Source organism: Phenylobacterium sp. NIBR 498073 (assembly GCF_027286305.1).
Taxonomy (GTDB): domain Bacteria; phylum Pseudomonadota; class Alphaproteobacteria; order Caulobacterales; family Caulobacteraceae; genus Phenylobacterium.
On sequence record NZ_CP114599.1, the window covers coordinates 2,438,494 to 2,463,613 of the forward strand.

Annotated in this window: 20 protein-coding genes and 1 pseudogene; 13 read left to right on the forward strand and 8 right to left on the reverse strand. The window is 69.0% G+C overall.

The features are described 5' to 3' along the window. Window positions 1–10: 10 nt before the first annotated feature. Window positions 11–1,495 carry a cytochrome-c oxidase, cbb3-type subunit I gene (gene ccoN / locus O4N75_RS12150; RefSeq protein ID WP_269629366.1) on the reverse strand — a complete coding sequence of 495 codons (1,485 nt, stop codon included), beginning with the start codon at window positions 1,493–1,495 and terminating at the stop codon, window positions 11–13. Window positions 1,496–1,800: 305 nt separating this feature from the next. Here ccoN and O4N75_RS12155 point away from each other — a divergent pair, with 305 nt between their 5' ends. After that, the gene (locus O4N75_RS12155) at window positions 1,801–2,046 is read left to right on the forward strand and encodes a hypothetical protein (protein ID WP_269625810.1); all 246 of its coding nucleotides are present in this window, start codon (window positions 1,801–1,803) and stop codon (window positions 2,044–2,046) included. Window positions 2,047–2,102: 56 nt separating this feature from the next. On the opposite strand, the gene O4N75_RS12160 is transcribed toward O4N75_RS12155, so the two are convergent. Continuing rightward, on the reverse strand, window positions 2,103–4,874 hold the full coding sequence (locus O4N75_RS12160) for a TonB-dependent receptor (protein ID WP_269625811.1): 2,772 nt from the start codon (window positions 4,872–4,874) through the stop codon (window positions 2,103–2,105). A 284-nt stretch (window positions 4,875–5,158) separates the two neighbouring features. On the opposite strand from O4N75_RS12160, the gene O4N75_RS12165 reads away from it, so the two are divergent. The 6 genes from O4N75_RS12165 (at window position 5,159) to O4N75_RS12190 (ending at window position 12,121) form a co-directional block, all read left to right on the forward strand. After that, window positions 5,159–6,073 carry a LysR family transcriptional regulator gene (locus O4N75_RS12165; protein ID WP_269625812.1) on the forward strand — a complete coding sequence of 305 codons (915 nt, stop codon included), beginning with the start codon at window positions 5,159–5,161 and terminating at the stop codon, window positions 6,071–6,073. Window positions 6,074–6,128: 55 nt separating this feature from the next. Beyond that, window positions 6,129–7,211 carry an N-acetyltransferase DgcN gene (gene dgcN / locus O4N75_RS12170; protein ID WP_269625813.1) on the forward strand — a complete coding sequence of 361 codons (1,083 nt, stop codon included), beginning with the start codon at window positions 6,129–6,131 and terminating at the stop codon, window positions 7,209–7,211. Then, window positions 7,169–8,188: an N-acetyl-D-Glu racemase DgcA gene (dgcA, locus tag O4N75_RS12175; RefSeq protein WP_269625814.1), complete on the forward strand. Its 1,020-nt coding sequence runs from the start codon at window positions 7,169–7,171 to the stop codon at window positions 8,186–8,188. The genes dgcN and dgcA overlap by 43 nt, the downstream gene beginning before the upstream one ends. A 74-nt stretch (window positions 8,189–8,262) precedes the next feature. Continuing rightward, on the forward strand, window positions 8,263–9,861 hold the full coding sequence (locus tag O4N75_RS12180) for an amidohydrolase family protein (RefSeq protein ID WP_269625815.1): 1,599 nt from the start codon (window positions 8,263–8,265) through the stop codon (window positions 9,859–9,861). A gap of 90 nt (window positions 9,862–9,951) precedes the next feature. Then, window positions 9,952–11,268, forward strand: coding sequence for a dicarboxylate/amino acid:cation symporter (locus O4N75_RS12185; protein ID WP_269625816.1), 1,317 nt, complete (start codon window positions 9,952–9,954; stop codon window positions 11,266–11,268). A 91-nt stretch (window positions 11,269–11,359) separates the two neighbouring features. Beyond that, the gene (locus tag O4N75_RS12190; RefSeq protein ID WP_269625817.1) at window positions 11,360–12,121 is read left to right on the forward strand and encodes a hypothetical protein; all 762 of its coding nucleotides are present in this window, start codon (window positions 11,360–11,362) and stop codon (window positions 12,119–12,121) included. 117 nt (window positions 12,122–12,238) lie between these two features. On the opposite strand, the pseudogene ftsZ reads toward O4N75_RS12190, so the two are convergent. Continuing rightward, window positions 12,239–13,207, reverse strand: a pseudogene (gene ftsZ, locus O4N75_RS12195) (cell division protein FtsZ); the annotation flags it as partial. Between the two features lie 166 nt (window positions 13,208–13,373). Then, on the reverse strand, window positions 13,374–14,168 hold the full coding sequence (lpxA, locus tag O4N75_RS12200; RefSeq protein ID WP_269625818.1) for an acyl-ACP--UDP-N-acetylglucosamine O-acyltransferase: 795 nt from the start codon (window positions 14,166–14,168) through the stop codon (window positions 13,374–13,376). Window positions 14,169–14,270: 102 nt separating this feature from the next. On the opposite strand from lpxA, the gene O4N75_RS12205 reads away from it, so the two are divergent. The 3 genes from O4N75_RS12205 to O4N75_RS12215 are packed head-to-tail and all read left to right on the forward strand — an operon-like array spanning window position 14,271 to window position 17,350. Beyond that, window positions 14,271–15,173: a class I SAM-dependent methyltransferase gene (locus O4N75_RS12205; protein WP_269625819.1), complete on the forward strand. Its 903-nt coding sequence runs from the start codon at window positions 14,271–14,273 to the stop codon at window positions 15,171–15,173. Next, the gene (locus O4N75_RS12210; protein ID WP_269625820.1) at window positions 15,170–15,907 is read left to right on the forward strand and encodes a 16S rRNA pseudouridine(516) synthase; all 738 of its coding nucleotides are present in this window, start codon (window positions 15,170–15,172) and stop codon (window positions 15,905–15,907) included. The genes O4N75_RS12205 and O4N75_RS12210 overlap by 4 nt, the downstream gene beginning before the upstream one ends. Before the next feature lie 24 nt (window positions 15,908–15,931). Continuing rightward, on the forward strand, window positions 15,932–17,350 hold the full coding sequence (locus tag O4N75_RS12215) for a CoA transferase (RefSeq protein ID WP_269625821.1): 1,419 nt from the start codon (window positions 15,932–15,934) through the stop codon (window positions 17,348–17,350). 99 nt (window positions 17,351–17,449) lie between these two features. Here O4N75_RS12215 and O4N75_RS12220 read toward each other — a convergent pair whose 3' ends face one another. Then, window positions 17,450–18,883 carry an MFS transporter gene (locus tag O4N75_RS12220; protein ID WP_269625822.1) on the reverse strand — a complete coding sequence of 478 codons (1,434 nt, stop codon included), beginning with the start codon at window positions 18,881–18,883 and terminating at the stop codon, window positions 17,450–17,452. An 88-nt stretch (window positions 18,884–18,971) separates the two neighbouring features. Here O4N75_RS12220 and O4N75_RS12225 point away from each other — a divergent pair, with 88 nt between their 5' ends. Next, on the forward strand, window positions 18,972–19,211 hold the full coding sequence (locus O4N75_RS12225; protein ID WP_269625823.1) for a sulfurtransferase TusA family protein: 240 nt from the start codon (window positions 18,972–18,974) through the stop codon (window positions 19,209–19,211). On the opposite strand, the gene O4N75_RS12230 is transcribed toward O4N75_RS12225, so the two are convergent. Beyond that, window positions 19,208–20,092, reverse strand: a complete 885-nt coding sequence (locus tag O4N75_RS12230) for a YihY/virulence factor BrkB family protein (RefSeq protein ID WP_348649496.1) — start codon at window positions 20,090–20,092, stop codon at window positions 19,208–19,210. The genes O4N75_RS12225 and O4N75_RS12230 overlap by 4 nt on opposite strands. A gap of 331 nt (window positions 20,093–20,423) precedes the next feature. Here O4N75_RS12230 and O4N75_RS12235 point away from each other — a divergent pair, with 331 nt between their 5' ends. Then, on the forward strand, window positions 20,424–21,506 hold the full coding sequence (locus O4N75_RS12235; RefSeq protein ID WP_269629368.1) for a substrate-binding domain-containing protein: 1,083 nt from the start codon (window positions 20,424–20,426) through the stop codon (window positions 21,504–21,506). A 70-nt stretch (window positions 21,507–21,576) separates the two neighbouring features. Here the strand turns inward: O4N75_RS12235 and O4N75_RS12240 are convergent, their stop codons facing one another. Together O4N75_RS12240 and O4N75_RS12245 are read right to left on the reverse strand one after the other, a co-directional pair. Next, window positions 21,577–22,710, reverse strand: a complete 1,134-nt coding sequence (locus tag O4N75_RS12240; RefSeq protein ID WP_269625824.1) for a CaiB/BaiF CoA-transferase family protein — start codon at window positions 22,708–22,710, stop codon at window positions 21,577–21,579. 63 nt (window positions 22,711–22,773) lie between these two features. Beyond that, complete coding sequence (locus O4N75_RS12245) at window positions 22,774–23,550, reverse strand: SDR family NAD(P)-dependent oxidoreductase (protein WP_269625825.1); 777 nt, start codon at window positions 23,548–23,550, stop codon at window positions 22,774–22,776. A 131-nt stretch (window positions 23,551–23,681) separates the two neighbouring features. Here O4N75_RS12245 and O4N75_RS12250 point away from each other — a divergent pair, with 131 nt between their 5' ends. After that, window positions 23,682–25,010 (forward strand): diguanylate cyclase, encoded by a 1,329-nt coding sequence (locus O4N75_RS12250; RefSeq protein WP_269625826.1) that lies wholly within the window; start codon window positions 23,682–23,684, stop codon window positions 25,008–25,010. Window positions 25,011–25,120: the final 110 nt, after the last annotated feature.

Consider the following 25,120-nt stretch of genomic DNA (forward strand, 5'->3'; position numbering starts at 1 on the left):
TTGTCTCGCCTTACTGCGCCGCGACGAGCGCGGGGGCGGGACCGCTCAGGCTCTGGGCGCTGGGCGCAGAGCTGGGCATGCGGATCGTACGCCACAGGTTGTAGGACATGATCACCGCGCCGGCGAGGAACATGGCCCCGCCCAGGGTGCGGATGACGTTCTCGATGTGCTTGGCGGCGACGGTCTCGACGAAGGAGTTCGCGAGGAAGCCCTGCGGCGTGTACTCGCGCCACATGAGGCCTTCCATGATCCCGGAAACCCACATCGCGCAGATGTAGAGAAGGATGCCCAGGGTCGCGATCCAGAAGTGCCATTCGGCCAGCTTCAGCGAATAGAGGCCGTCCTTCTTCCACAGCCACGGCACCAGGCAGTAGACGGCGCCGAAGGTGATGAAGCCGACCCAGCCGAGCGCCCCGGAGTGCACGTGGCCGATGGTCCAGTCGGTATAGTGGCTGAGCGCGTTGACCTCGCGGATCGACATCAGCGGGCCCTCGAACGTGGCCATGCCGTAGAAGGCGATCGCGACGGCCATCATCCGGATGACCGGGTCGGTGCGCAGCTTGTCCCAGGCCCCCGAGAGGGTCATCAGGCCGTTGATCATCCCGCCCCAGGACGGCATCCACAGCATGATCGAGAAGGTCATGCCCAGCGTCTGGGCCCACTGCGGCAGCGCGGTGTAGTGCAGGTGGTGCGGGCCGGCCCAGATGTAGATGAAGATCAGCGACCAGAAGTGGACGATGCTGAGCCGATAGGAATAGACCGGCCGCTCCGCGCGCTTGGGCACGAAGTAGTACATCATCGCCAGGAAGCCGGCGGTCAGGAAGAAGCCGACCGCGTTGTGGCCGTACCACCACTGCAGCAGGGCGTCCTGCACCCCGGCGAACAGCGAGTAGCTGCGGCTGTTCAGTCCATTGACCGGCACCGCCAGGTTGTTGACGATGTGCAGCATCGCGATGGTGACGATGAAGGCCAGGTAGAACCAGTTGGCCACATAGATGTGCGGCTCCTTGCGCTTCCAGAGCGTGCCGAGGAACACCAGCAGGTAGGCGACCCAGACGATGGTCAGCCACAGGTCCACCAGCCACTCGGGCTCGGCGTACTCCTTGGACTGGGTGATGCCGGCCACGTAGCCGACCGCGGCCAGGACGATGAACAGCTGGTAGCCCCAGAACACGAACCAGGGCCAGACGCCGCCGGCCAGCCGGGCGCGGCAGGTCCGCTGCACGACGTAGAAGGAGGTCGCGATCAGGGCGTTGCCGCCGAACGCGAAGATCACGCCCGAGGTGTGCACCGGACGCAGCCGGCCGAAGTTCAGCCAGCCGTGCTCAGGGAAATACAGCAGGTTCGGCCACGACAGCTGGGCTGCGATGAACACGCCGGCGCTCATGCCGACGATCGCCCAGAACATGGTGGCGATGACCCCCGCCCTCACCACGCCGTCGGCGTAGCGGTCCTGCGGCGAGCGCAGCCGGCCGGAGTTGATGGCGACCGTCATGATCGACAGCGCGACCAGGAAAGCGCCGAGGAATATCCAGCCCTGGAGCCGGAACAGCGGGTCTTCGGTGAAGGCGGTGGCGAGGAGCGCGCCGAAGGCGCAGATCCCCGTGGTGATGAACAGAAGGACCGCGTCGCGCGGCGCCCTGCTCTCTGGAGCCGGCAAGGTAGTCATGGTCCCCCAAGCGAGTCATGGTGACAGCACCTGTGGGAATGGCCGCCCCCTGACCTAGGGGCATTGATTTCGGTCAAGGCGTCGCGCGGCCGGCTAGTTCCTATGGCTGCACCCCACTCAAGGAGAACGCCATGACGTCGCTGAAGTCGGACCTGATCACCGCCGCCGGCGCGGCCATGCTCGTCGGGGCGGCGGTCAGCGCGGAGATGGCCTGGCTGGCCGCCCGCGGCGTCGCCCAACTCGGGGTCATCTGCGGAGCCGCCGGCCAGCCGCACTGCCCCTGGCTGATCGGCGCGGGCGCCCTGCTCGTTTCCGGGACGGCGGCCCTCGTCGCGGGCCGCCGGCGCATGAAGCCGGCGCCAGTGTCGTCGACCTGATGCGCGGCACGGCGCCGGCCGGCCCCTCAGGGGCCTGACCGGCGCCTTTCAGCCTTCTAGTAGGTGAAGCGCAGGCCGACCGTGAACCGGCGGCCGACGATGTCGTGCGCCGCCCCCGAGTTCGGGCTGCCGAAGATGAAGGTGTTCGGCGACACCGGCGGATCGACGTCGAACAGGTTGTTGATCACCCCGAACGCCTCGAGCGAGCGGGCCCCGTCGTCCTTGATCTTCCAGGCTCCAGACACGGTGGTCACGAACTGGCTGTCGACATGGGCGTCGTCATAGGTCTGCTCGACGTCGTAGACGCCTTCGCCCACGTACCGTCCCTGAACGTAGCCCTTGAACGGGCCGTTCTCGTAGGACGCGCTGGCGGTCCAGCGCCAGTGCGGACGGTTGTTACCGACTTCGCCGGCCGTATCGAGCGAAGTCATGCCGTCATTGGTGACGTAGCGATCCAGGTAGCTGCCGAGGAACCGCAGCGTCAGGTCGCCGCCGACCGCCTCGAAGATGTTCGACAGCGGGGTCGAGTAGCTGACCTCGGTATCGACGCCGCGCACCTGGATGCTCGACAGGTTGATGAAGGTCCGCATCACCTCGTTGAGGGACCCGTCGGGGTTGCGGGTGATGTAGCGGCACAGGTCCGCCGCGCCGGCTGCGCAACGGTTGACGATGCTCTGCCCGGTCAGGGTCGAGATCGCGCCCTGCAGGTCGATGTCGTAGTAGTCGACCGACAGGCGCAGGCGCGGGGCGAAGGCAGGCTCGTAGACCACCCCGGCGGTGAAGGTGTCGGCCTCCTCCGGCTGCAGCGCGAGGTTGCCCTGCTGCGGCGAGCGCACCGTCGACTGCCGGCCGGTCACCGGGTCGGTGATCGACGAGAAGGTCAACACATACGACGAGTAGAGCTCCGACAGGTTCGGGGCCCGGATGTCGCGCGAGCGGGTGGCCCGGAACTTTAGGCCGTCGAACGGCTCGTAGGTGAAGCCGGCCTTCCAGGTCCAGACGGTGCCGCTGGTCGAGTAGTTGGTCGCCCGCACCGCGCCGTTGAAGTCCAGCGACTGGGCGAAGGCCATGTCCTTGGCCAGCGGGACGACCGTTTCGACGAAGGCTTCCTGGACGTCGTACGAACCCTTCATCGCCTTGGGATTGCCGATGGAGAACTGGCTCGCCTGGGCCATGGCGTCGACGCGCTGCTCGACCGAGTCCTTGCGGTACTCCAGGCCGGTGGCGATCGAAACCGGGCCGGCCCAGGTCGAGAACGGCTCGCCCGACAGGCTGGCGGCGGCGGCCTGCTGCTCGATGTTGGCGACCAGGTGCTGGCTGCCGGTCACGTAGTCGATCGCCGCGGCCGAGGGAGAACCCTCGCCGAACAGGTTGATCGGCACGCAGCCGTTGCCCGGCGCGCTCAGGGTCGAGCGGCAGACGATCTGGTTGGTCGCCGGATTGATCACCGCGTCCAGGGCGTTGGTGAAGTTGGCGGCGATGCGGTTGTTGAAGATCCGGGCCGCGTAGCGGTTCTGGCCGTACTGGTAATAGGCGTCCCAGTTCCAGCCGTCGCCGAAGTCGCCCTTCAGGCCGACGACGATCCGCGAAGTGGCGTTCTTGTTGTCGACCACGTTGAAGGCGATGTCGCGGTTGAAGCGGCCCATGCGGAAGGTCGAAACCCCGTTCGCATCCATCAAGGCTCCGACGTGCGCCGGCAGGAAGGCGTTGTCGCGACGGATGGTCAGGGTGCCCAGGTCGTAGGACGTCGACAGGTTGAAGGTCGTCTCGGCATAGGCGACCGAGGCCTCCATGAACGCCTCGACATTGTCGGTCACGTCATAGGTCGTGCGGGTGAACAGGTTGGCCCGGGTCAGCGGGGTCATCAGGCTGATGATGTCGCCCGGATAGAGCCCGTCGCCGTCGGTGTGGTACTGGGTGCCGAGATTGTTGCCGTAGCGGAACGGCGCGGTGGCGCCGCCCGGCAGGAACTGCAGGCCCTTGAGAGGCCCGTCGGTGATCAGGCCGCCCAGCGTCGCCACCGATGCGGTGACGTTGGGAACCAGCAGGTTCTGCGGCTGGCCGTTGCCGGCGCGATAGGCTGGGTTGGCGATCACCTGCTGGTGCTCGCGGAACCAGTCGCGGTCGGCGCCGACGCCCTTCATGTCGACGAACTCGGACGCGGCCATGAAGTGACCGCGGCCGCCGGCGAAACGCAGCCCCCCGGCCAGGGCGAGGTTGAACTCCTCATTGTCCTTGTACTGGCTGGTGCTGCCCTGGACCTGGCCTTCAAGGCCTTCAAGGTCCTCACGGAAGATCAGATTGACCACGCCGGCCACGGCGTCCGAACCCCAGGCCGCCGAGGCGCCCCCAGTCACCACTTCGACGCGTCCCAGCAAGGAGGCCGGAATGACGTTGATGTCGACCAGCCCGCTGGCGGTCGTCGGCACGTGACGACGACCGTCCACCAGCACCAGGGTCCGGTTGTTGCCTAGGTCGCGCAGGTTCAGGAAGTTCGCGCCGGCGTTCTGCGAGCTGTGCGAGGTAGTCGACGGCGTCGTGCCGCCGCCGAAGGTCGGCAGGGTGTTCAGCATGTCGGCGACATTGGTCGCGGCCACGGCCTGCAGGTTGTCGGTGCCCACGACGGTGGTCGGGGTCGGCGCGTCGAATCCGGAGCGATTCACCCGGCTGGCGGTGACGACCAGTTCCTCGACCAGATCCTGGGCCAGCGCCGGCCCCGCCGGCATCATGCAGGCCACGGCCAGGCTGCTGGCCCCCGCCAGAGCCGTCTTGCGCAGCCGGCCGCCGGCCGCGGTGGCGCGGCCGTTCGATGTCGTTGTATTTCGCATGGTCCCCTCGTCGATACCCGTCATGCGAACGGCGATTGACGCCGCCCGTCGTCTTATCGCCGCGGACCTTTGGTCGGCGACCCCGCAACGCCAATGTCGAAGGCTTCCTCCGCCCATAACCTGAGCTCATGGGTCGACGGCGTTCAGGAAATCGTCCGGACGCGGCAGATGCCCCCTGTGGCGGCGCTGAATGATCGGCTATTCCGCAAACGCGTTTTCTCGCCCCAGTCCCGCACGTCCCGCGTTGCGCATCAGGATTTCAGTGGCGTTGAGGGGGAATGGTTATGGTCTCAGTTCCAGGTTCGTCGATGAACCTGCGCCACATCGAAGTCTTCCATGCGGTCTATCAGTCGGGGTCCGTCAGCGCCGCCTCCCGCGCGCTCAACGTCTCCCAGCCGTCGGTCAGCAAGGTCCTCAAACACGCCGAGAGCCGGATCGGCTTTCGACTGTTCCGCCTCGTGAAAGGGCGCCTCGTGCCTACGGACGAGGCGCACACCCTCTTCCGGGAGGTCGACGACATCTATGGCCGCATCGAATCGCTGCGCCAGACCACGCGCAACCTGCGCGCCGGCGGCGACGGGCATATCCGGCTGGCGGTTCTACCGTCCCTCGGATTGGGCGTCGCCCCGGCCGCCGTCGCTCGATTTCGTCAGCAAAGACCGAACGTTTCGTTCGATATTCACACCCTGCACAACGACGACATCCTGAAGGCCCTCTACGAGCGCAACAGCGATCTGGCCGTGGCCTACGACGCCCCGCGCCACCCGCGGCTGGCCGACGTCCGGATCGGTTCGGGCGAGCTGGTCATGCTCTATCGCAAGGACGAAATCCCGGACGCGCCAGAGCGTCTCGCCCTGGACGCGGCCCGCGGCCGCGACCTGATCAGCCTGGCCGGCAGCGGCCCCGTGGGCGCCCTGTTCGCCAGCGAGGTCGTGCAGGACGACCCCGGCCGCAGCGAGCGCATCTTCGTGCAAACCTACTACGTGGCCGCCGCCCTCGTGCGGCACGGCGCGGGCGTGGCCGTGGTGGACGAATTCACCGCGCGCGCCAGTCTCAGCCCGGAACTCGACTTCAGGCCGCTGACCCCCAAGGTGACCTTCGGCGTTCACTGTATCTACCTGGAAGACCGGCCGCCCTCGCGGCCCGCACGCGACTTCATCGGAGTCCTCCAACAAACTCTCGCCGAACGGCACACATAACCAGCGGCTATATCGCAACCCCGTCTTTGACCTATCGCCGGGGCCGCCGGACGACATGATCCAGCCCGCCGGGCGCGCCCTGGCTGGTCTGGAGCTGTTGATGATCCCCTCCCCGTTTCTCCTTTATCTCGGCGACTCTCAGGACGAGCTCTCCGTGAAAACGTCGCGCGGCGTCGCCGTCTGGCGCCCGCAGGCCTGCGTCGGGGAATTCCGCGGTCCGAAGTGCGACCAGACCCTCGGCCTGCCGCATCTGGGCTTCGAGGAAGCCAAGGCCAAGGGCGCCCGGACGGTGATCATCGGTGTCGCCAACGCCGGCGGAATCATGGGCCCGAGCATCGTCGCCGACGTCGTCGCCGCCCTGCGCGCCGGCCTGAACGTCGCCTCGGGTCTGCATGACCGCCTGCGCAATCACCCCGAGATCGTCGAAGCCGCTCAGGCTGGCGGGCTGGAACTGTTCGACGTGCGCGAGCCGCCGGCCGACATACCGGTCGGCAACGGCCGCCCCCGGGCGGGCCTGCGGCTGCTGACCGTCGGCACCGACTGCTCGGTCGGCAAGATGTACACGACCCTCGCGCTCGAGAAGGAGATGCAGGCCCGCGGCCTGAAGGCCGATTTCCGGGCCACCGGTCAGACCGGCATCTTCATCGCCCAGTCCGGCGTGCCGATCGATGCTGTGGTCGCCGACTTCATCTCTGGCGCCGCCGAGCAGATCTCCCCGGCGCGCCACGACGGCGGCTGGGACCTGCTCGAAGGTCAGGGCTCGCTGTTTCACCCCTCCTACGCCGGGGTCTCGCTCGGCCTGCTGCACGGCGCCCAAGCCGACGCCCTGGTCATCTGCCACCAGCCGGGCCGCGAGAGCATGCGCGGCCTTCCCGGCCGCGCCCTGCCAGACCTCAAGATCTGTCTGGAGGCCAACCTCGCCGCCGCCCGCCTCACCAGCCCCGACGTGATCGCGGTCGGCGTGGCGCTCAACACCTCGGGCATGACGCCGGAAGCCGCCCACCGCGCCTGCGCCGAGGCCAGCGACCTCCTCGGCCTGCCCGCCCAGGATCCGGTCTCCATGGGCGTCAATCTTATCGTCGACAGGCTGATCGAATGCTTCGAACCCTCCAAGCTCGCCGCGAACACTGGCCGCTAGCCGCGCCGTTCCGCATCTCGCGCGGCGTAAAGACGGCGGCCGACGTGGTCGCCGTCGAGATCGGGCACGAGGGACAGATCGGCCACGGCGAGGCCGTCCCCTACGCCCGCTACGGCGAAACCCTGGACAGCGTGCTGGCCCAGATCGAAACCGTCGCTATGGCGGTTCGCGGCGGCATGACCCGCATCGAGCTGATGCGCGCCCTGCCGCCGGGCGCGGCGCGCAACGCCATCGACTGCGCGCTCTGGGACCTGGAGGCCAAACTGTCAGGCCGCAGCGTGGCCGAGTTGCTGCACCAGCCCGAGCCGCAACCGGTGACCATCGCCCTGACGGTCAGCCTGGACAGTCCCGAGGCCATGGCCCGGGCCGCCGCGGCGATGAACGGAGCGCCGGTCATCAAGGTGAAGGTCGACGCGACCGAGCCGGAGGCCTGCTTGCGCGCGGTCCGCGCGGCAGCCCCCGACGCCCAGCTGATCGTGGATCCAAACGAGGGATGGAGCTTCGCGCTGCTGCGCGACATCCAGCCCGTGCTGCAGGAGCTGAAGGTGGCGCTGGTCGAACAGCCATTGCCGTCGGACGAGGATCATCAACTCGAGGGCTTCGAGCCCGCCATCCCGATCTGCGCCGATGAATCGTGCCACGTCGCCGCCGATCTGGACGAACTGGCCGGCCGCTATCAGGTCGTGAACATCAAGCTGGACAAGACCGGCGGGCTGACCGAAGCCCTCGACCTGCTGGCCGCGGCGCGGTCCCGCGGATTCGGCGTGATGGTCGGCTGCATGGTTTCGAGCTCGCGGTCCATCGCTCCGGCCCTGCTGCTGGCGCGCGAGGCCGAGTTCGTCGACCTGGACGGCCCCTTGTGGCTCAAGGCCGACCATCCGGGCGGCGTGCGCCTGCAGGCCGGCAAGCTGGCGCCGGCGGCGCCCGGCTTCTGGGGAACGCCATGCCCGCAGGCTATGACCTCGCCAAGCGTCTGACGCTAGGCGAGGTCCGGCCGGGGGACGAGATTTGCCGACGGCGCCGTGGGCGCGGGTATTGGGGGAGAGGCTTGATGACCACGTCCAAGAAGATCGCCGTCGCCGGCGCGAGCGCACTGGCGCTATGCCTCGGCTCGGCTGGCCTCGCCCAGGCGGGCCAACAGGCCGACCTGCTGATCAAGGGCGGCACGGTCTATGACGGCGGCCAGGGCGCCGGCGTCACCGCCGACGTCGCCATCGCGGGCGGCAAGATCGTCTTCGTCGGCGACGCCGCCAAGGCCAAGCTCAAGGCCGCCGCCACGATCGACGCCAAGGGCAAGGTCGTCGCCCCCGGCTTCATCGATCCCCACACCCACTACTTCGAGGACCTGTCGTCGACCGACGCCGGCATGCGGCGCAATCTCGCGGCCGCCATGCAGGGCGTGACGACGGTGTTCGTCGGCAGCGACGGCCGCGCCGCGCCGGAGGTCAAGGACACCTTCGCCAAGCTCGAGCAGAACGGCGTCGGGACCAACGTGGCGACCTATGTCGGCTTCGGGACCCTGCGCCAGCGCGTGCTGGGCGACTCCGACCGCGCGCCCAACGCCGCCGAGCTGGACCAGATGAAGGGCATGGTCGCCAAGGCCATGTGCGAGGGCGCGCTGGGTCTCTCGACCGGCCTGTTCTACCCGCCGCAAAGCTACGCCAAGACCGAGGAGGTCATCGCGCTGGCTAAGGAAGCGGCCAAGCGCGGCGGAACCTACGACAGCCACATCCGCGACGAGTCTTCCTACACGATCGGCCTGAAGGGCGCGGTGCAGGAGGTGTTCGACATCGGCCGCGGGGCCGGCATTGCCGTCCACATCGGCCACATCAAGGCGCTCGGCGTCGACGTCCAGGGCCAGGCCGGCGAGATCATCAGGATGGTCGAGGCCGCCCAGGCCTCCGGGCTAAAGGTGACCGCTGACCAATATCCGTGGGCCGCCTCGGGCACCGGCCTGTCGGCCGCCCTGCTGCCGCGCTGGGCCCAGGTCGACGGCGAGAGCGCGATGCTGAAGCGGCTGGCCGATCCGACGCTCGGCCCCAAGATCCGCGCTGAAATGGCCGAAAACATGCGCCGTCGCGGCGGCCCCGACTCCCTGCTGCTCACCCGCACCCAGGTCGCTGAGGCCAAGGGCAAGACCCTGGCCGAAATCGCCAAGCTCTGGAACGTCGACCCGATCGAAGCGGCCGTGCGCATCCTGCAGCGCGGCGACGCCGGCGTCGCTTCGTTCAATCAGAGCGAGGACGACATCAAGGCCTTCATGCGCCAGCCCTGGGTGATGACCTCGTCCGACGGCTCTGAAGGCCATCCGCGCAAGTACGCCAGCTTCGCCGAGAAGTACGCCAAGTACGTCAAGGCCGAGCAGACCGTCAGCATGAGCGACTTCGTGCACCGCAGCACCGGCCTGACGGCCGACACCTTCGGCCTTACCGGCCGCGGCTACCTGCGGCCCGGCTACCATGCCGACGTCGTGGTGCTGGACCCGGCGACCTACGCCCCCAAGGCCACCTACGTGCAGCCGGAACTGCTGTCCGTAGGCGCCGAGCAGGTGCTGGTGAACGGGAAGTTCGTGGTCCGCGACGGCCAGCCGACCGGCGCCCTGCCCGGCGTCGGCGTGCTGCACGCCCCGACGGCAGGTTCCTGCAACTGATCCTGCGGCTGCGCGGCGCACTAGCGTGACGCGCAGCCGCGACTATCGTCGGCCCTGACGGCCGACGCGCCCGCACCCTGGGAACACTTGATGGCCACCGAGCAAGACGCCCGCCCTTCGGCTGACCAGGCCGCCCATCGGCGCACCGCCGGGGCGCTGCTGCGGCGCTACTGGTTCGGCGTCGTGCTGTGGAAGCGGGTCCTGATCGCCCTGGTGCTGGGGACCATCGTCGGTCTGGCGCTCGGCGAGGCCGCGGTGCAGCTGAAGTGGATGGGCGACGTCTTCATCCGCCTGATCCGCATGGTCGTCGCGCCGCTGGTGTTCTTCTCCATCGTGTCCGGCATCGCCAGCATGGGCGATCCCAAGCGGCTCGGCGCCATCGGCTCCAAAACCCTGGGCCTCTACCTAACCCTGACGGTGATCGCGGTCAGCGTCGGCATGATCATGGGCGTGATCTTCCAGCCCGGCGTCGGCATGGATTTCGCCGGCGCCGCGCCCGCCCAGGTCGCCAAGGCGCCGCCGAGCCTCGGCGAGCACCTGATCAGCATCATCCCGACCAACCCGATCGCCGCCCTGGCCGAGGGCGCGGTGCAGTCGGTGATCTTCTTCGGGATCCTCGTCGGCCTCGCCATCCTGACCATCGCGCCTCGCGCCGAGCCGGTCGGCCGTCTGTTCCAGATGGGCGCCGACATCATGCTGCAGATCGTGCGCTTCGTGATGGAGGTCGCCCCCTTCGGCGTGTTCGCCCTGGTCGCCTGGGTGATGGGCACGAGCGGCCCCAGCGCCTTCGTCCACGTGCTGAAACTCGCCGCCGCCCTGGTGCTGGGTTGCGCCTTCCAGACCCTGATCATCCATGGCGGCCTGGTGCGCCTGGTCGCCCGCCTGCCGGTGCTGCCGTTCTTCCGCGACATCACCGACGTCGTCGCCATCGCCTTCTCCACCTCGTCCAGCGCCGCCACCCTGCCCGTCGCCATGCGGGTCGCCGAGAAGAACCTCGGCGTCAGCCATGCGGTGACCTCGACCGCCATGCCGCTCGGCGTGACGCTCAGCATGGACGGCACGGCCCTCTACGTGGCGCTGCTGGCCGTGCTGTCGGCCCAGGCGTTCGGCGTCGACCTGCACTTCTCGCAGTATGTGATGCTGGCGCTCGCCACCACGGTCGTGGCGCTCGGCACCGCCCCGGTGCCCTCGGCCTCGCTGTTCATGCTGGCCGCGGTGCTGCAGGTCATCGGCCTCGGCGCCGAGCAGACCGCCCTGGTCGTCGGCTTCATCCTCCCGTTCGACCGGCTCCTGGATATGACCCGCACGATCACCAGCGCCACCAGCGACCTCTCCACCGCGGTCACCGTCGCCAAGTGGGAGGGCGAACTCGATCGCGAGCTCTACCTGCGCAAGCCGACGGAGTAGGTCTTCCGAGCAGCTCATCTAGGGTCATACCCTGACAGCATTGCGCGGCCGCATGGCCCAATCTCCGGGAAGCTTCGCCAGGAGATCCAACATGCGCACGATCGGGCTACTCGCTTTGCTGGCGGCGACAGCCGGCCTTCCGGCGGCGGCGCACGCCGAGGACGACTGGACCTTCTCGGTGACGCCTTACGTCTGGATCGCCTTCCCGACCGGGGATGTCGCCCTCGCCTCAGGCCGCGGCGGCTCGCGCCCGTCGATCAATCCCGACGTCCAGGTGAACTTCGACGATATTGGCCTGTCCGGTGCATTCACCGGCTCGGCCGACGTCCGCTATGGAAAGTTCGGAGTGCTTGGCGACCTCACCTACTACGAGGTCGAGGCCGACAAGGACATCGCCGCCGGCCCCCTGCCGGACGCCGACGGCAAGGTCACCATCTCGGGCGCCAAGGGCATGATCGTCGGCTACTGGCGCGCCTACGAGACCGACCGCGCGTCGGTCGACCTCCTCGGCGGGGCCCACTACCTCGGCATCGACGCCGACGTCGCGGTGAGCACGCCGAACCGCCGGATCGACTTCGGCGCCAAGGAAGATCTCTGGGATCCGGTCATCGGCGTGCGCGGCAAGACCCTGATCGGCGAGCATTTCGGCGTGATCGGCCTCGCCAGCGTCGGCGGCTTCGGCGTTTCGTCCGAGAGCCTCTACGAGGTGCAGGCCTATCTCAGCTACCAGTTCAACGATCTGCTCACCGCCGAGGCCGGCTACCGTTTCTATTCCACGAAGTGGGAAGGCGACCGCATCGACTACGACGCCTCCTTCAGCGGCCCGCTGATCGGCCTGACCTTCACCTTCTGAAGTCCGAGACCCGCGCTACCAGAAGCGGCGGGGCGTCGAAGACGGCGCACCATCCTGGGCGACCGGCGCCTCCGCGGCCTGGGCCGGCGCCGGGACCGCATCGCGGCCGTTCACCGAGTTCATGCCGGTGGCGACGACCGACACCCGCAGCCGGCCCTCCAGCGAAGGATCGAAGGCCGCGCCGAAGATGATGTTGCCGTCCGGATCGACCTGGTCGGAGATGACGTTCGCCGCCTCGTCGACCTCCAGCAGGGTCATGTCGGTCCCGCCGGTGACATTGATCAGCACCGCCTTGGCGCCGGCCAGCGAGGTCTCGTCGAGCAGCGGGTTCTGAATGGCGTTCTGCGCGGCGACCGCCGCGCGGTCCGCGCCCGTCGCCTCGCCGGTGCCCATCATGGCGTTGCCCATGCCGCCCATAACGCTCAGCACGTCGGCGAAGTCGAGGTTGATCAGACCGGGCAACACCATGAGGTCGGTGATCGAGCGCACGCCCGAATGCAGCACCTGGTCGGCCATCCCGAACGCGTCGGCGAAGGTCGTCTGTTCGGTGGCGACCCGGAACAGGTTCTGGTTCGGGACGATGATCGAGGTGTCGACGTACTGCTGCAGCTCCTGCAGGCCGGCCTCGGCCAGGCGCATGCGGTGGCGCCCCTCGAACCGGAACGGCTTGGAGACGACGCCCACGGTCAGGATGCCGCGCTCACGGGCGCAGCGCGCCACGAACGGCGCGGCGCCAGTGCCGGTGCCGCCGCCCATGCCGGCGGTGATGAACACCATGTCCGCGCCGTCCAGATAGCGGATGATGTCCTCAGCCGACTCCTCGGCGGCGCTGAGACCGGCGTTGGGGTTGGCCCCGGCGCCGAGCCCTTGCGTGACCCGCACGCCGAGCTGGATGCGCTGGCTGGCCAGGGACAGCGACAGCTGCTGGGCGTCGGTGTTGGCGACGACGAAGTCGACGCCCTCCAGCCCCTGCTCGATCATGTTGTTGACCGCGTTCACGCCGGCGCCGCCGACACCGAACACCACGATCCGGGGCTTCAATTGGGCGGCCGCCGGGCGCGTTCCGTTCGGGGCTGACACTGACATGCTCGCAAAACTCCTCGTACGTCCCTGCCGTGACCGCCGGCGATTCCACAACCAAGGCGGACAAGTTCCACAGGAATGTGGTGCAATCCGGACTCACCCCCGGGGCACGGGCCAACGAATTGGCCCATTGCGCCACAAACAGCAAGCGTGGGCGTAGCGCGGCGCTTTAAGCCGCAGCCGGAAGGTTCCGGCGCGGCGTGGCGATCACCCCGCGGGCGCTGGAGCGCATGAACGCCACCAGCCGCCGGACGCGCTCGTCGTCTGCGCCGACCTCCACCGCCGCCAGGCGATCAGCCAGCGCGCCGTCGCCGTGGAAGATCGCCCGGAAGGCGCGCTTCAGAACCGCCGTGTCCCCCGCCCCGATCCCCGCCCGCCGCAGCCCCACGGCGTTGATCGACACCAGTCTCGCGCGGTCGCCCTGGACAAGGCAGTACGGGGCCACGTCCTGGGTGACGATCGCTCCGCCCGCGACAAAGGCCAGTTCGCCGATCCGCACGTGCTGGTGGACCGCGCAGAGGCCGCTGAGCTGGGCGCGGTCGCCGATTTCGACATGTCCGCCCAGGGTCGCCCCGTTGGCCATCACCACCTCGTCGCCGATCACGCAGTCATGAGCGACGTGCGCCGTCGCCATGAACAGGCCCCCGCCGCCGATGCGGGTGGTCGCCTCGCCGCCGGAATGCACGGTCACGAACTCGCGAAACACATTGCCCGCGCCGATCCGAAGGCGGCCGACGTCGCCGGCCCGCCCGGTGATCTGCGGACTGGCCCCGATCGAACACGAGGCCAGGAACCGATTGTCGGCGCCGATCTCGGTTTCGCCGTCGAGCACCGCATGAGGCCCGACGACATTGCCCGGTCCCAGCCGCACGCCCGGCCCGATCACCGCATAGGGGCCGATCTCGCAACTGGGGTCGATCTGCGCGCCGGGCGCGACAACGGCTGTCGGATGGATGCTCGCCATGCGAAGACACCTGGACCCGTCGATGGTCGCCGCCAACTCAACTTCGGTGTCCGATTGCGACGGGCTACAGATGCCGCAACAGATTCGCCTGGACCTTCAGCCTTGTCTTCAGCCGTTTACGGAAACCCGCCGCCCGACGTCATCGAGACGCCCAAGGGGGCCGTGCAGCTGTCGCCGCTGATCCCGGAATCGACCGATATCGCCAAGCTGGCCGACGCCAGCCAGGACGAGATCGCCTTGCTGGTCCCCGGCGGCGCGATCGAGGCGCGCTATCTGCTGGCCCAGGCGCTGCGCGTTCTGCGCCCTGGCGGCGCGCTGGCCGCCGCTGCGCCGAAGGATCGCGGCGGCCTGCGCCTGAAGAAGACCCTGACCGGCCTGGGCTGCGAGGTCGTCGAGACCTCCCGCCGCCATCACCGGATCTGCGAGGTTGAACGGCCGGCCGGATCGCTGGCGCTCGCCGCCGCGCTGGAAGACGGCGCGCCCCGCATCCTGCCGAGCGGGCTCTGGTCGCAGCCGGGCGTGTTCAGCTGGGATCGGCTGGACCCGGGCAGCGAGTTGCTCCTCGCCCACCTTCCCGCGCTCAGCGGGGCTGGCGCCGATTTCGGCTGCGGCGTCGGCTGGCTGTCGCGCGCGGCGCTGTCCTCGCCCGCCGTCACCGCCTTGACCTTGATCGACCTCGATCGCCGCGCGGTCGAATGCGCCGAGCACAATGTCGTCGACCCGCGGGCGACGTTTGTCTGGGCCGACGTCCGGACGGCCGCAAAGAACCTTTCCAACCTGGACTTCGTGGTCATGAACCCGCCGTTCCACGACGGCGGCCAGGAAGACCGGCGGCTGGGCCAGGCCTTCATCCGCGCCGCCGCCGACGCCCTGCGGACCGGTGGTCGGCTCTGGCTGACTGCCAACCGTCACCTGCCCTACGAAGCGGTGCTGGCCGAAGCGTTCAAGGCCGTGACGCCGGTCGCCGACGGCGGCGGCTACAAGGTCTACGAGGCCCGCAAATGAGCAAGACGCCGACCATGCGGCTCGACCGCCTGCTGTCCAACCTAGGCTATGGTAGCCGGAAGGAAATGCACGGCCTGGTCGCCGCCGGCCAGGTGGTGCTGGACGGCGTGCCCCTGACCGATGCCGGCGCGCGGATCGCCATCGGCGCGGACCTGCCAGATCGCATGCGGATCATGGGCAAGCCCGTCGACCCGCCGCCGCCGCTGGTGGTGATGATGCACAAGCCGCTGGGCGTCGTCTGCTCGCACAAGGAATACGGCGATCGGGTCTACGACCTGCTGCCGCCGCGCTGGCGAGTGCGTGACCCGGCGCTGTCGACCGTGGGCCGGCTCGACAAGGAAACGTCCGGCCTGCTGCTGATCACCGACAATGGTGATTTCCTGCATCGGGTGATCTCGCCGCGCCGCCATGTGCAGAAAAGCTATGTCGCCGATCTCGACCGCCCGCTGGAAGGCCACGAGGGCGAGATCTTCGCCGCTGGGACGCTGATGCTCGAGGGCGAGGAGAAGCCGCTGCTGCCGGCCGTGCTGGAACCGCTGGGCGAACGCCGGGCGCGGCTGCTGATTGAGGAAGGCCGTTATCATCAGGTCCGCCGGATGTTCGCCGCCGTCGGCAACCACGTGACGGCGCTGCACCGGGACCGGATCGGCGGCCTCGTCCTGCCGGATGACCTGGCGGCGGGCGAGTATCGGGTGCTTCCGGCCGCCGTCGCCGAGACGGTGTTCGCCGGCTGACCATAGCCTGAAGGGAAAGTGCCGATGGCCACGGCCGACGCCGCGTTCGAACAACTGATGCGATTGGCCGGCCGCCCCCGGCCCGATTTCGTCCGCATCGACGACGAACCGCCCGCCATAGCCACCCGCTTCCAGGCCGAGGCCGGAGCCGCCGCCGCGCTGGCCGCGGTGGGCGCGCTCGCCGCCGAGCTCTGGACGCTGCGGACCGGTCAGACCCAGCAGGTGAGCGTCTCGCCCCGCGAGGCCGGAGCTGCGCTGGTCAGCTTCGCCCTGCAGATCTTCGAAGACCCCGACCGCGCACCGCCGCAACGGCCCGAGGACGCCGGCGGCGGCGGACGCGGCACCCCGGCCATGGGGTTCTTCCCGACCAAGGACGGGCGCCACGTCTTTCTGCATCCGAGCTTCCCGGACAGCGCCGCCAAGCTGCACCAGCTGATGGGCTCCCCGGCCGACACCGCAGCGGTCGCCGCCGAGGCGCTGAAATGGTCGGCGCTAGACTTGGAAAACGCCATCGCAGACGCGGGCGTCTGCGGGGCCATGGTCCGCACCGCCCAGGAATGGGACGCCTCCGAACAGGGCCGCATCCTCGCCGCCCGGCCGAGCGTGGAGATCGTCAAGATCGCCGATGGTCCGCCCATGCCCCTGCCCGACCGCGGCGAGGCTCCGCTCTCAGGGGTTCGCGTCCTGGACCTGACCCGGGTGCTCGCCGGGCCGACCTGCGGCAAAACCCTGGCCCAGCACGGGGCGGACGTCCTCTATGTCGCCTCGCCGACTCTGCCGGCCACCGAGTTCTTCATCAGCGACGTGGGGCACGGCAAGCTCTCGACTTGGCTCGATCTGAAGGACCCCGGCCAGTTGGCGCGGCTGAAGGAGTTGATCGCGCGTGCGGACGTCTTCAGCCAGGGCTACCGCGGAGGAGCCCTAGAGCGGCTGGGCCTCGGCCCCCTCGATCTCGCCAAGTTGCGGCCCGGGATCGTCTACACCTCGATAAACGCCTATGGGCATGAAGGCCCCTGGGCGAACAGGCCAGGCTGGGAGCAACTCGCCCAGACCGTGACCGGCATGGCCGATGTTCACGGCGGCGACGCCGGGCCGAAGCTGCAGCCGGGCGCCGTCGCCGACTACACCACGGGCTTCCTAGCCGCCTTCGGTACGCTGGCGGCGCTGGAGCGCCGCGCCCGCTACGGCGGCAGCTATCTGGTGCGGGTGTCGCTGGTCCAGACCGCGACCTGGCTGCGTGGCCTGGGCCTCAAGCCCGCCGACGATCTCGCCAAGGTGCAGCCCGCCGCCCCGGCCGAGATCGACGCCTGGCGCGTCACCTCGCCGTCGGGCTTCGGCCCCGTCCGCCACCTGCGCCCGCCGGTGCGAATGTCGGTGACCCCGGCGCGCTGGGCCCGCCCGACGACGCCGCTCGGTGCGGCGCCGGCCGAGTGGCCCGTCTAGAGCAATTTCCGCCGAAGTGGTTGCCGGTTCGGCGAAGAAAATGCCCTATATTTCAAAGAGTCCTGAGCAAATCCCGATCCAATCGGATCCGAATTTGCTCTAGGGGACGTCGTCGATCACCGACAGCGGCGGGGCGACCTCCTCCAGCGGCTTGCGCTCGGCGGCGACGCCCAGGAACAGCTCGACGACCGCTGCGCTCAGCATCAGGCCGCCGCCCAGCAGATAGCCCCAGAAGATTTGGCCGCGCTCGCCGCTGTCGATCAGGGCCCCGAACAGGGCCGGCCCGCCGACCCCGCCCAGCAGCGTTCCAAAGGCGTAGAACAGCGAGATGGTCACAGCCCGCGTCTCCAGGGGAAAGCTCTCGCCGACGGTCAGATAGGCCGCGCTTGCTCCTGCCGAGGCGAAGAAGAAAATCACCGTCCACGCCGCCGTCTGGGTCGTGGCGGTCAGCAGCCCAGCCGAGAACATCCATCCTGTCGCGCACAACAGCGCGCCGGCCAGGCCATAGGTCAGCGCGATCATCGGCTTGCGCCCGACGCTGTCGAAGAAGTGCCCGAGCAGCAGCGGTCCCAGGAAATTGCCCGCCGCGAACGGTAGGATGAACCAGCCGATCGAGGCGGCCGGAACCTCGTAGAACTTGGTCAGGATCAGGGCGTAGGTGAAGAAGATCGCATTGTAGCAGAAGGCCTGGGTCGCCATCAGCACCAGGCCCAGCACCGTGCGCTTGGGGTGGCGGACCACCAGCGAGCGGGCGATGTCGAACCACGACGTCCGCATCGGCCGCAGACGCAGGGTCGGCAGGTCGTTCGTGGGACCAAGGGAGCGGCCCGTATCGCGTTCGACCCGCGCCTCGATCGCCTCGACGACCGCCAGGGCTTCCTCAGGATGGCCATGCGTCATCAGCCAGCGCGGGCTTTCCGGGATGTAGCGGCGGACCCAGATGACGATCAGCGCCAGCAGCCCGCCGATGATGAAGGCCAGCCGCCAGCCCCAGGCCTGGTCGATCAGGTTCGGATCCAGCACCACCAGCGAACCCATCGCGCCCAGCGCTGCGCCGAGCCAGAAGCTGCCGTTGATCGCCAGGTCGGTGTAGCCGCGCCGGCGCGCCGGGATCAGCTCCTGGATCGCCGAGTTCACCGCCCCGTACTCGCCGCCGATCCCGGCGCCGGTCAGGAACCGGAACAGCATGAACGACCAGAAGTCCCAGGCGAAGCCGGTGGCGATCGTCGCGACCAGGTAGACCGCGACCGTAATCGTGAACAGCCGCCGCCGCCCGAAGGTGTCGGTCAACCTCCCGAACACCAAGGCGCCCAGCACCGCCCCCAGGATGTAGGCGCTGCCCGACAGCCCGATCTGGGTGGTGCTGAGGCCAAGCCCCTGGGAAATCGCCGGCGACAGCGATCCGACCAGGGTCACCTCCAGTCCGTCGAGTATCCAGGTGATCCCCAGGGCCGCCACCACCAGCCAGTGGAAGCGGCTCCAGGGCAGTCGATCGAGCCTCGCGGGCACGTTCGTCGTGAAGCTGTCGGTCATACGCCCCTCCCCCGTCTTTTGCGTAAGTGAGCGACAACGCGACGGCGCCGCTTGGGTTCAGGCGTTTCTGCCTGTATGGCCGCACAAGATGTTTACTGACGAAATCACCGTAGACGCCCGCGGCCACCGCTGTCCGGTGCCGACCCTGCGCCTTCGGCGTGCGCTGGAAGACGCCCAGCCGGGCGTGAAGGTGCGGCTGCTCGCCGATGATCCGCTCGCCCGGATCGACGTGCCGCATTTCGCCAACGGCGCCGGCTTCGTCGTCGTCGAGACCGGCGAGCGCGACGGCGTGCTCAGTTTTCTGGTGGCGCGGCCGGAGCCCGCCTAGTCGTCCGGCAGGAGACGGCGCTCGCGTTCGCGCAAAACGATCTCGATCTCGGTGGCGAAGGCGCCGCCGAAGAACACGGCGTTCACGCTCCACGACAGCCAGATCAGGAAGACCACGACCGCGGCGACCGATCCGTAGGTCGCGCCCAGGTGCGCCACCTGTTCGACATAGAAGGCGCTCGCCCAGGACACGAGCAGGCAGAGGATCGCCGCCGCCGCCCCGCCGAGGATCGACGGCATCCAGGCCACCGGCCGGCTGGACATCGCATACCGGTAGATCAACGTCATCGCGAAGGTCAGGCCGAAGCTCGCCCAGGTCCACTCGCTGTAGAGCCACGAGACGCCCGCCAGCGGCTTGATCCCGAACGCCGCGGCGACGAACCGGAAATAGAAGAAGATGGCCGAGAAGAAGGCCAGCATCGCGAAGGCGGCGATGAGCACTGCCAAGGCCAGAAGATTGAACTGCAGGAAGCTGCGCGGCGCCGCTTCGTCGTGAATGAACGACAGCCCCGCCAGCAGCGCCTTGAAGCCGCGGTGCGCGGCGTAGCCGCCGACCACCAGCGCCACCCCGCTCTGCGCCGACACCGAATGGAATGGCGTCTGCGCCAGCCGTTCCAGCTCGGCCTGAAAGATCGCCTGCGCGCCCGACGGCATCAGCCGGGCCAGGGCCTCGGCCTGGTGCGCCACCTCGTTCGGGTCGGCCATCAGGCTGTAGAGCCCGATGCCGATCGCCAGCGCCGGAAACACCGCCAGCATGATGAAGAACGACACCCCGCCCGTGTAGAGCATGACGTCCCGTCCCCAGAGCCGGCCCAGCGCGCGACCTGAAATCAGGACGGCCAGGCGCAGCCAGTGGGAGGGATCCCAATCCCACTCCTGCACACGCTGGATTCGTTGCCTTAGCGACATGGCGCGGAAGGTGCTGAAGCTCGCCTGCCCGCGCAAGCGGTGATCTTGCCCCGGCGAACGGCGCGCCGACCCTTGCTGGGGGACCGACGCGCCGCCGATGGGCGTGTCATGCCATCGGGCCGGCCGTCGTATCGAGGGACGGGAGTGACGACGACCGACCGTGGCCAAGGATGACGCCCGGGGGCTGAACCCACGCTGAACGCGGTTCGTAGAACCCGTTCAGCTCCCGCGCGTTCGTCACCCAACCTTCACAGAACCGTCAAACAACAATGTTAGCGCCTCTGCCGTACCCGAGCGGAGCCAGATCATGAAGACTTTCGCCTATCTCGCCGTCGCCGCCGTCGCGCTCAGCGCCTGCGGCCAGCAAGCCCCCAAGGGCGGAGCCGAAAAGGCCGCCGGCCCCAGCGCCAGCGGCCGCGATCAAGTGTGGGCCGCCGGTTCGTCGACCGTCTTCCCGTTCGCGACCCGCGTCGCCGAGAACGTCGCCAAGACCACGGGCGGCCGCGCGGCCAAGGTGGAAAGCCTCGGCACCGGCGGCGGCTTCAAGCTGTTCTGCAGCGGAACGGGCGCGGGCTTCCCCGACATCGCCAACGCCTCGCGGGCGATCAAGAAGTCGGAATTCGAGCAGTGCGCCGCCAACGGCGTCACCGACATCGTCGAGATCAAGATCGGCTATGACGGCATCGTGATCGCCAACGCCAAGAGCGGCCCGACCTACAACTTCAAGATCGACCAGGTCTATCGCGGCCTGGCCGCCGAGCTGCCGCAGGGCGCGGGCTTCGCCAAGAACGCCGCCAAGTCCTGGAAGGACGTCGATGCGAGCCTGCCGGCCCAGGCGATCCTGGTCTACGGCCCGCCGCCGACCTCCGGCACCCGCGACGCCTTCGTCGAGCTGGGCCTGGAAAAGGGCGCCCGCAAGCTCCCGGCCCTGGAAGCCCTGCGCGAGAAGGACGAGGACGCCTTCAAGGCCAAGGCCCACACCATTCGCTCCGACGGCGCCTGGGTCGACGCCGGCGAGAACGACAACGCCATCGTCCAGACCCTGACCAAGACCCCGAACGCCATCGGCGTCTTCGGCTACTCGTTCCTCGAGAACAACATGGACACCGTGAAGGCCGCCACCGTCGACGGCGTCGCCCCGACCTTCGAGACCATCTCGAACGGGACCTATCCGGTGTCGCGCTCGCTCTACATCTACGTAAAGAAGGCCAATGTCGGCGTCATCCCGGGCCTGCGCGAGTACGTCAACGCCTTCGTTTCCGATGCGGCGACGGGCAAGGGCGGCTACCTGCAGCAGCGCGGCCTGATCCCGCTGGCGGCCGAAGAGCACGCCGCCCAGAAGGCCTCGGCGACCGAGCTGAAGACCATCGGCGCGCCCGAGAAGTAAGTTCCGCGCTCAAGGCGACGGACAAGGCCCCGAAGCGCGAGCTTCGGGGCCTTTGCGTTATCCGGCCATGTTATCCGGCGAGGGCGCCGGCCGCCTTCAGCTCGTCGATGGCGGCGGGCGAGAAACCCCAGTCGGCCAGCGCTTCGCGATCATGCGCGCCGATGGCCGGCGGCGGGCCCTGGATCTCGCCCGGGGTGGCCGAGAAGCGCGGCGCCGGCGCCGGCTGCACCACCCCGCCCAGTTCCACAAAGGTCTGCCGCGCGACGTTGTGCGGATGCTTGGGCGCCGCGTCGAGGTCGAGCACCGGGGCGAAGCATACGTCGGTGGCGTCCATGATCTCGCACCACTCGGCCTGCGTCTTCTGGGCGATCACGTGGGCCAGCTTGCCGCGCAGGTCGTTCCAGCTCCCGCGGTCCATCTGCGTGGCGAAGGCCGGATCGTTGATCCCGGTCTTTTCCAGCAACAGGGCGTAGAACTGCGGCTCGATGGAGCCGATCGAGATCCACTTGCCGTCGGCGCATTGATAGGTGTCGTAGAAGTGCGCCCCGCCGTCCAGCAGGTTGGCGCGACGCTCCTCCTTCCACATCCCGCTGGCCTTGAAGCCGTAGAACATGGCCATCAGCGAAGCCGCGCCGTCGCTCATCGCGCAGTCGATCACCTGGCCCTGGCCGGTCTGGCGGGCGTTCAGCACCCCGGCCAGCAATCCGAAAGCCAGGTAGAGCGCCCCGCCCCCGAAGTCGCCGACCAGGTTCAGCGGCGGGATCGGCTTGTCGTTCGTGCCGATAGCGTGCAGCGCGCCGGTGATGGCGATGTAGTTCATGTCATGGCCGGCGGCGTTGGCGTAGGGCCCGAACTGCCCCCAGCCGGTCATCCGGCCGTAAACCAGCTTCGGATTTCGCTTCAGCGCGACGTCGGGGCCCAGGCCCAGCCGCTCCATGACCCCCGGGCGGAAGCCTTCGAACACCGCATCGGCGCTCTCCATCAGCTTCAGGCAGGTCTCGATGGATGCCGGGTTCTTCAGGTCGAGCCCGATCGAGCGCCGGCCCCGGGCGGTGATGTCGGCCGGCGAGGCCCGCCCCTGCCCCTTGCGGTCGATCCGCACGACGTCAGCGCCCAGGTCGGACAGCAGCATGCCGCAGAACGGACCGGGGCCGATTCCAGCGAACTCGACGACCTTCAGCCCTGAAAGCGGTCCCTTACCCATGCGACGTCTCCCTGTTTTGTCGGGCCGAACCTAGCGGCCATGACGCGCCGTCAGCCAACGGCTTCAGCCGCCGCCCGGCAGCGACTGGCCGTCGTCGATGGTGATCACCGTCCCGGTGATGGCCCGCGCCGCGGGCCCGCTCAGCATCAGCAGCGAGGCGTCGAGATCCTCGGCGTCCATCAGCCGCCGGCGCGGGAAGCCCTTCATCTGCTTCAGCCCGCCCTCGGTCTTGAACCAGTCGGAATTGATGTCCGTCTCGATATAGCCGGGGCAGATGGCGTTGACGGCGATCCCCCTGCGGGCCCACTCGCGGGCCAGGCCGCGGGTCAGCATGGCGACCGACGCCTTCGAAGCGCAATAGGCTGACAGCCCCGGCAGCACGGTGTGCGAGGCGATCGAGGCGATGTTGACGATGCGCGCGTCGCCGCGCTCGGCCACGCCCGAGGCGATCATCCGCTTGGCGGCCTGCTGGGCGGCGAAGAACACCCCGCGCACATTGACGTCGAAGGTGCGGTCCCAGTCCTCGATGGAGAGGTCCAGGGCCAGGCCCTCGCCGCCGACCCCGGCGTTGTTGATCAGGATCGAGATGGGGCCCAGCGCCGCCTCGACCTCGTCGAAGGCAGGACCGATGGCGGCGGCGTCGGCGATGTCGAGCTTCAGCGCCATCGCCTGGCCGCCCGCCCCGGCGATGGCCCCGGCGTGGCTTTCCACCAGATCCAGGCGACGCGCGGTCAGCGCCACCGACGCGCCCGCCTTCGCCAGCACCCGCGCGAAATGCGCGCCCAGCCCGCCCGACGCGCCGGTGATCACCGCCACCTGGCCCTTCAGGGTCTGCTCCATCCCGTCTCTCCTCCACAGGCTTGCGACTGCGCGTCGCTGTGTCATTCGCCTTGCGGCTGTATAATCGCTGGGCACGTCGATTCCCGCCCAGCCTGGGCGGGCGCGCGACCGAGAGGCCAGGGTTTAAGCGAATGACGGCGGGCGTCCAGGCGCGAGTTTTGATCGTCGCGAAGGACGATGCGGTTGCTGGCCCCCTGGCCGAGGGCCTCGATCGGCTGGGCTGGCGCACGGTGACGGCCCGGGGCCCCTACGCCGCCGCGGCTACGCTGGCCGATCTCAATGTCGAGGCCGCGATCGTCGACCTCGCCAGCGGCGGCCACGAGGCGCTGACCATGGCGCGCCGCCTGAAGTCGGCCTGCGCGCCGCGCCGGATTCCGGTCATCGCGATCGGCGATCCCGGCCCCGAACTCGAGACCTACGACTTCGACCTGACGCTGGCCGCACCTGTCCATCCGGCCCAGATGGTCATGCGGCTGGAGACCCTGGTGCGCACCGCCGTGGCCGAGGAAGAGTTCGAGCTTCGGCTGGAGACCTTCGCCGAACGCGGGCGGCGGCTGGACATGCCCGAGCCCGAATCCACGCCCTATCAGGTGCTGGCGATCGGCGAGCCGGCTCCGCAGTTCCTGGCCCTGGCCAACGCCCTGACCCGTTCAGGCGCCGAGGTCGTGGGCGCCTTCACCGCCTATACCGCCTTCGACTACCTGCATGAGCGTCCGTTCGACGCCGTCGTGCTATGGGCCGGCGACACCAGCCAGGAGGCGCTGTCCATCGCCGCCGGCATGCGCCGAAACACCCGCCTCTATCACACGCCCGCCCTGCTCTACATGCGCCAGGAGAGCTACGTGACGATGTCGGAGGCCTACCATCGCGGCGTCTCCGACGTGGCTTCGCCAGAGACGCCGGAGACCGAGACCGCCCGCCGCGTGCTGGAGCTGGCCCGCAGCTATCGCCGTCAGACCGCGGTCCGCCGGGCGCTGGAACTGGCGCGCACGTCGGGCCTGATGGATGCGGCCACCGGCCTCTTCACGCGCGACCTCTTCGCCCGCCATGCCGGACGTCTGGCCCAGGCCTCGCGCGAGCGCGGCCGCCCGCTGTCGGTCTGCGTGCTCAAGGTGGCCGAGCGCACCGACGTCTCCGCCGCACGCGCCGCCGGCTGGCTCGACCGCGCGATCCCGCAGATCGGCTCGATGATCGGCCGCCTGGTCCGCGTCGAGGACACCGCCGCGCGCCTCGGCCAGGAAGTCTTCGCCCTGGCCCTGCCGGCCACCGGCAAGGCCGCCGCCCGCGCCGCGGGCGAGCGCATCGCCGCGGTCATCGGCTGCACCGCCTTTGAGGCCGGCGACGGCCAGCCGCCGTTCGTGGTCGATTTCGACATCGGCGTCGCCGAGGTCACCTCCCCCGAAAGCGTCGGCAAGGCGCTCGAAGAGGCCGCGGCAAGGGCTCACCAGAAGGCGAGCTAGAACGTCCCGGTACGGCGAGGATCGGCCCTCGCCGAGGACCAGCGGCCGCGGCGGCTGCAACAGCCTCCATGGCCAGCCGGCCCTCGCGCGCGCTCGGCGCCACATGATGT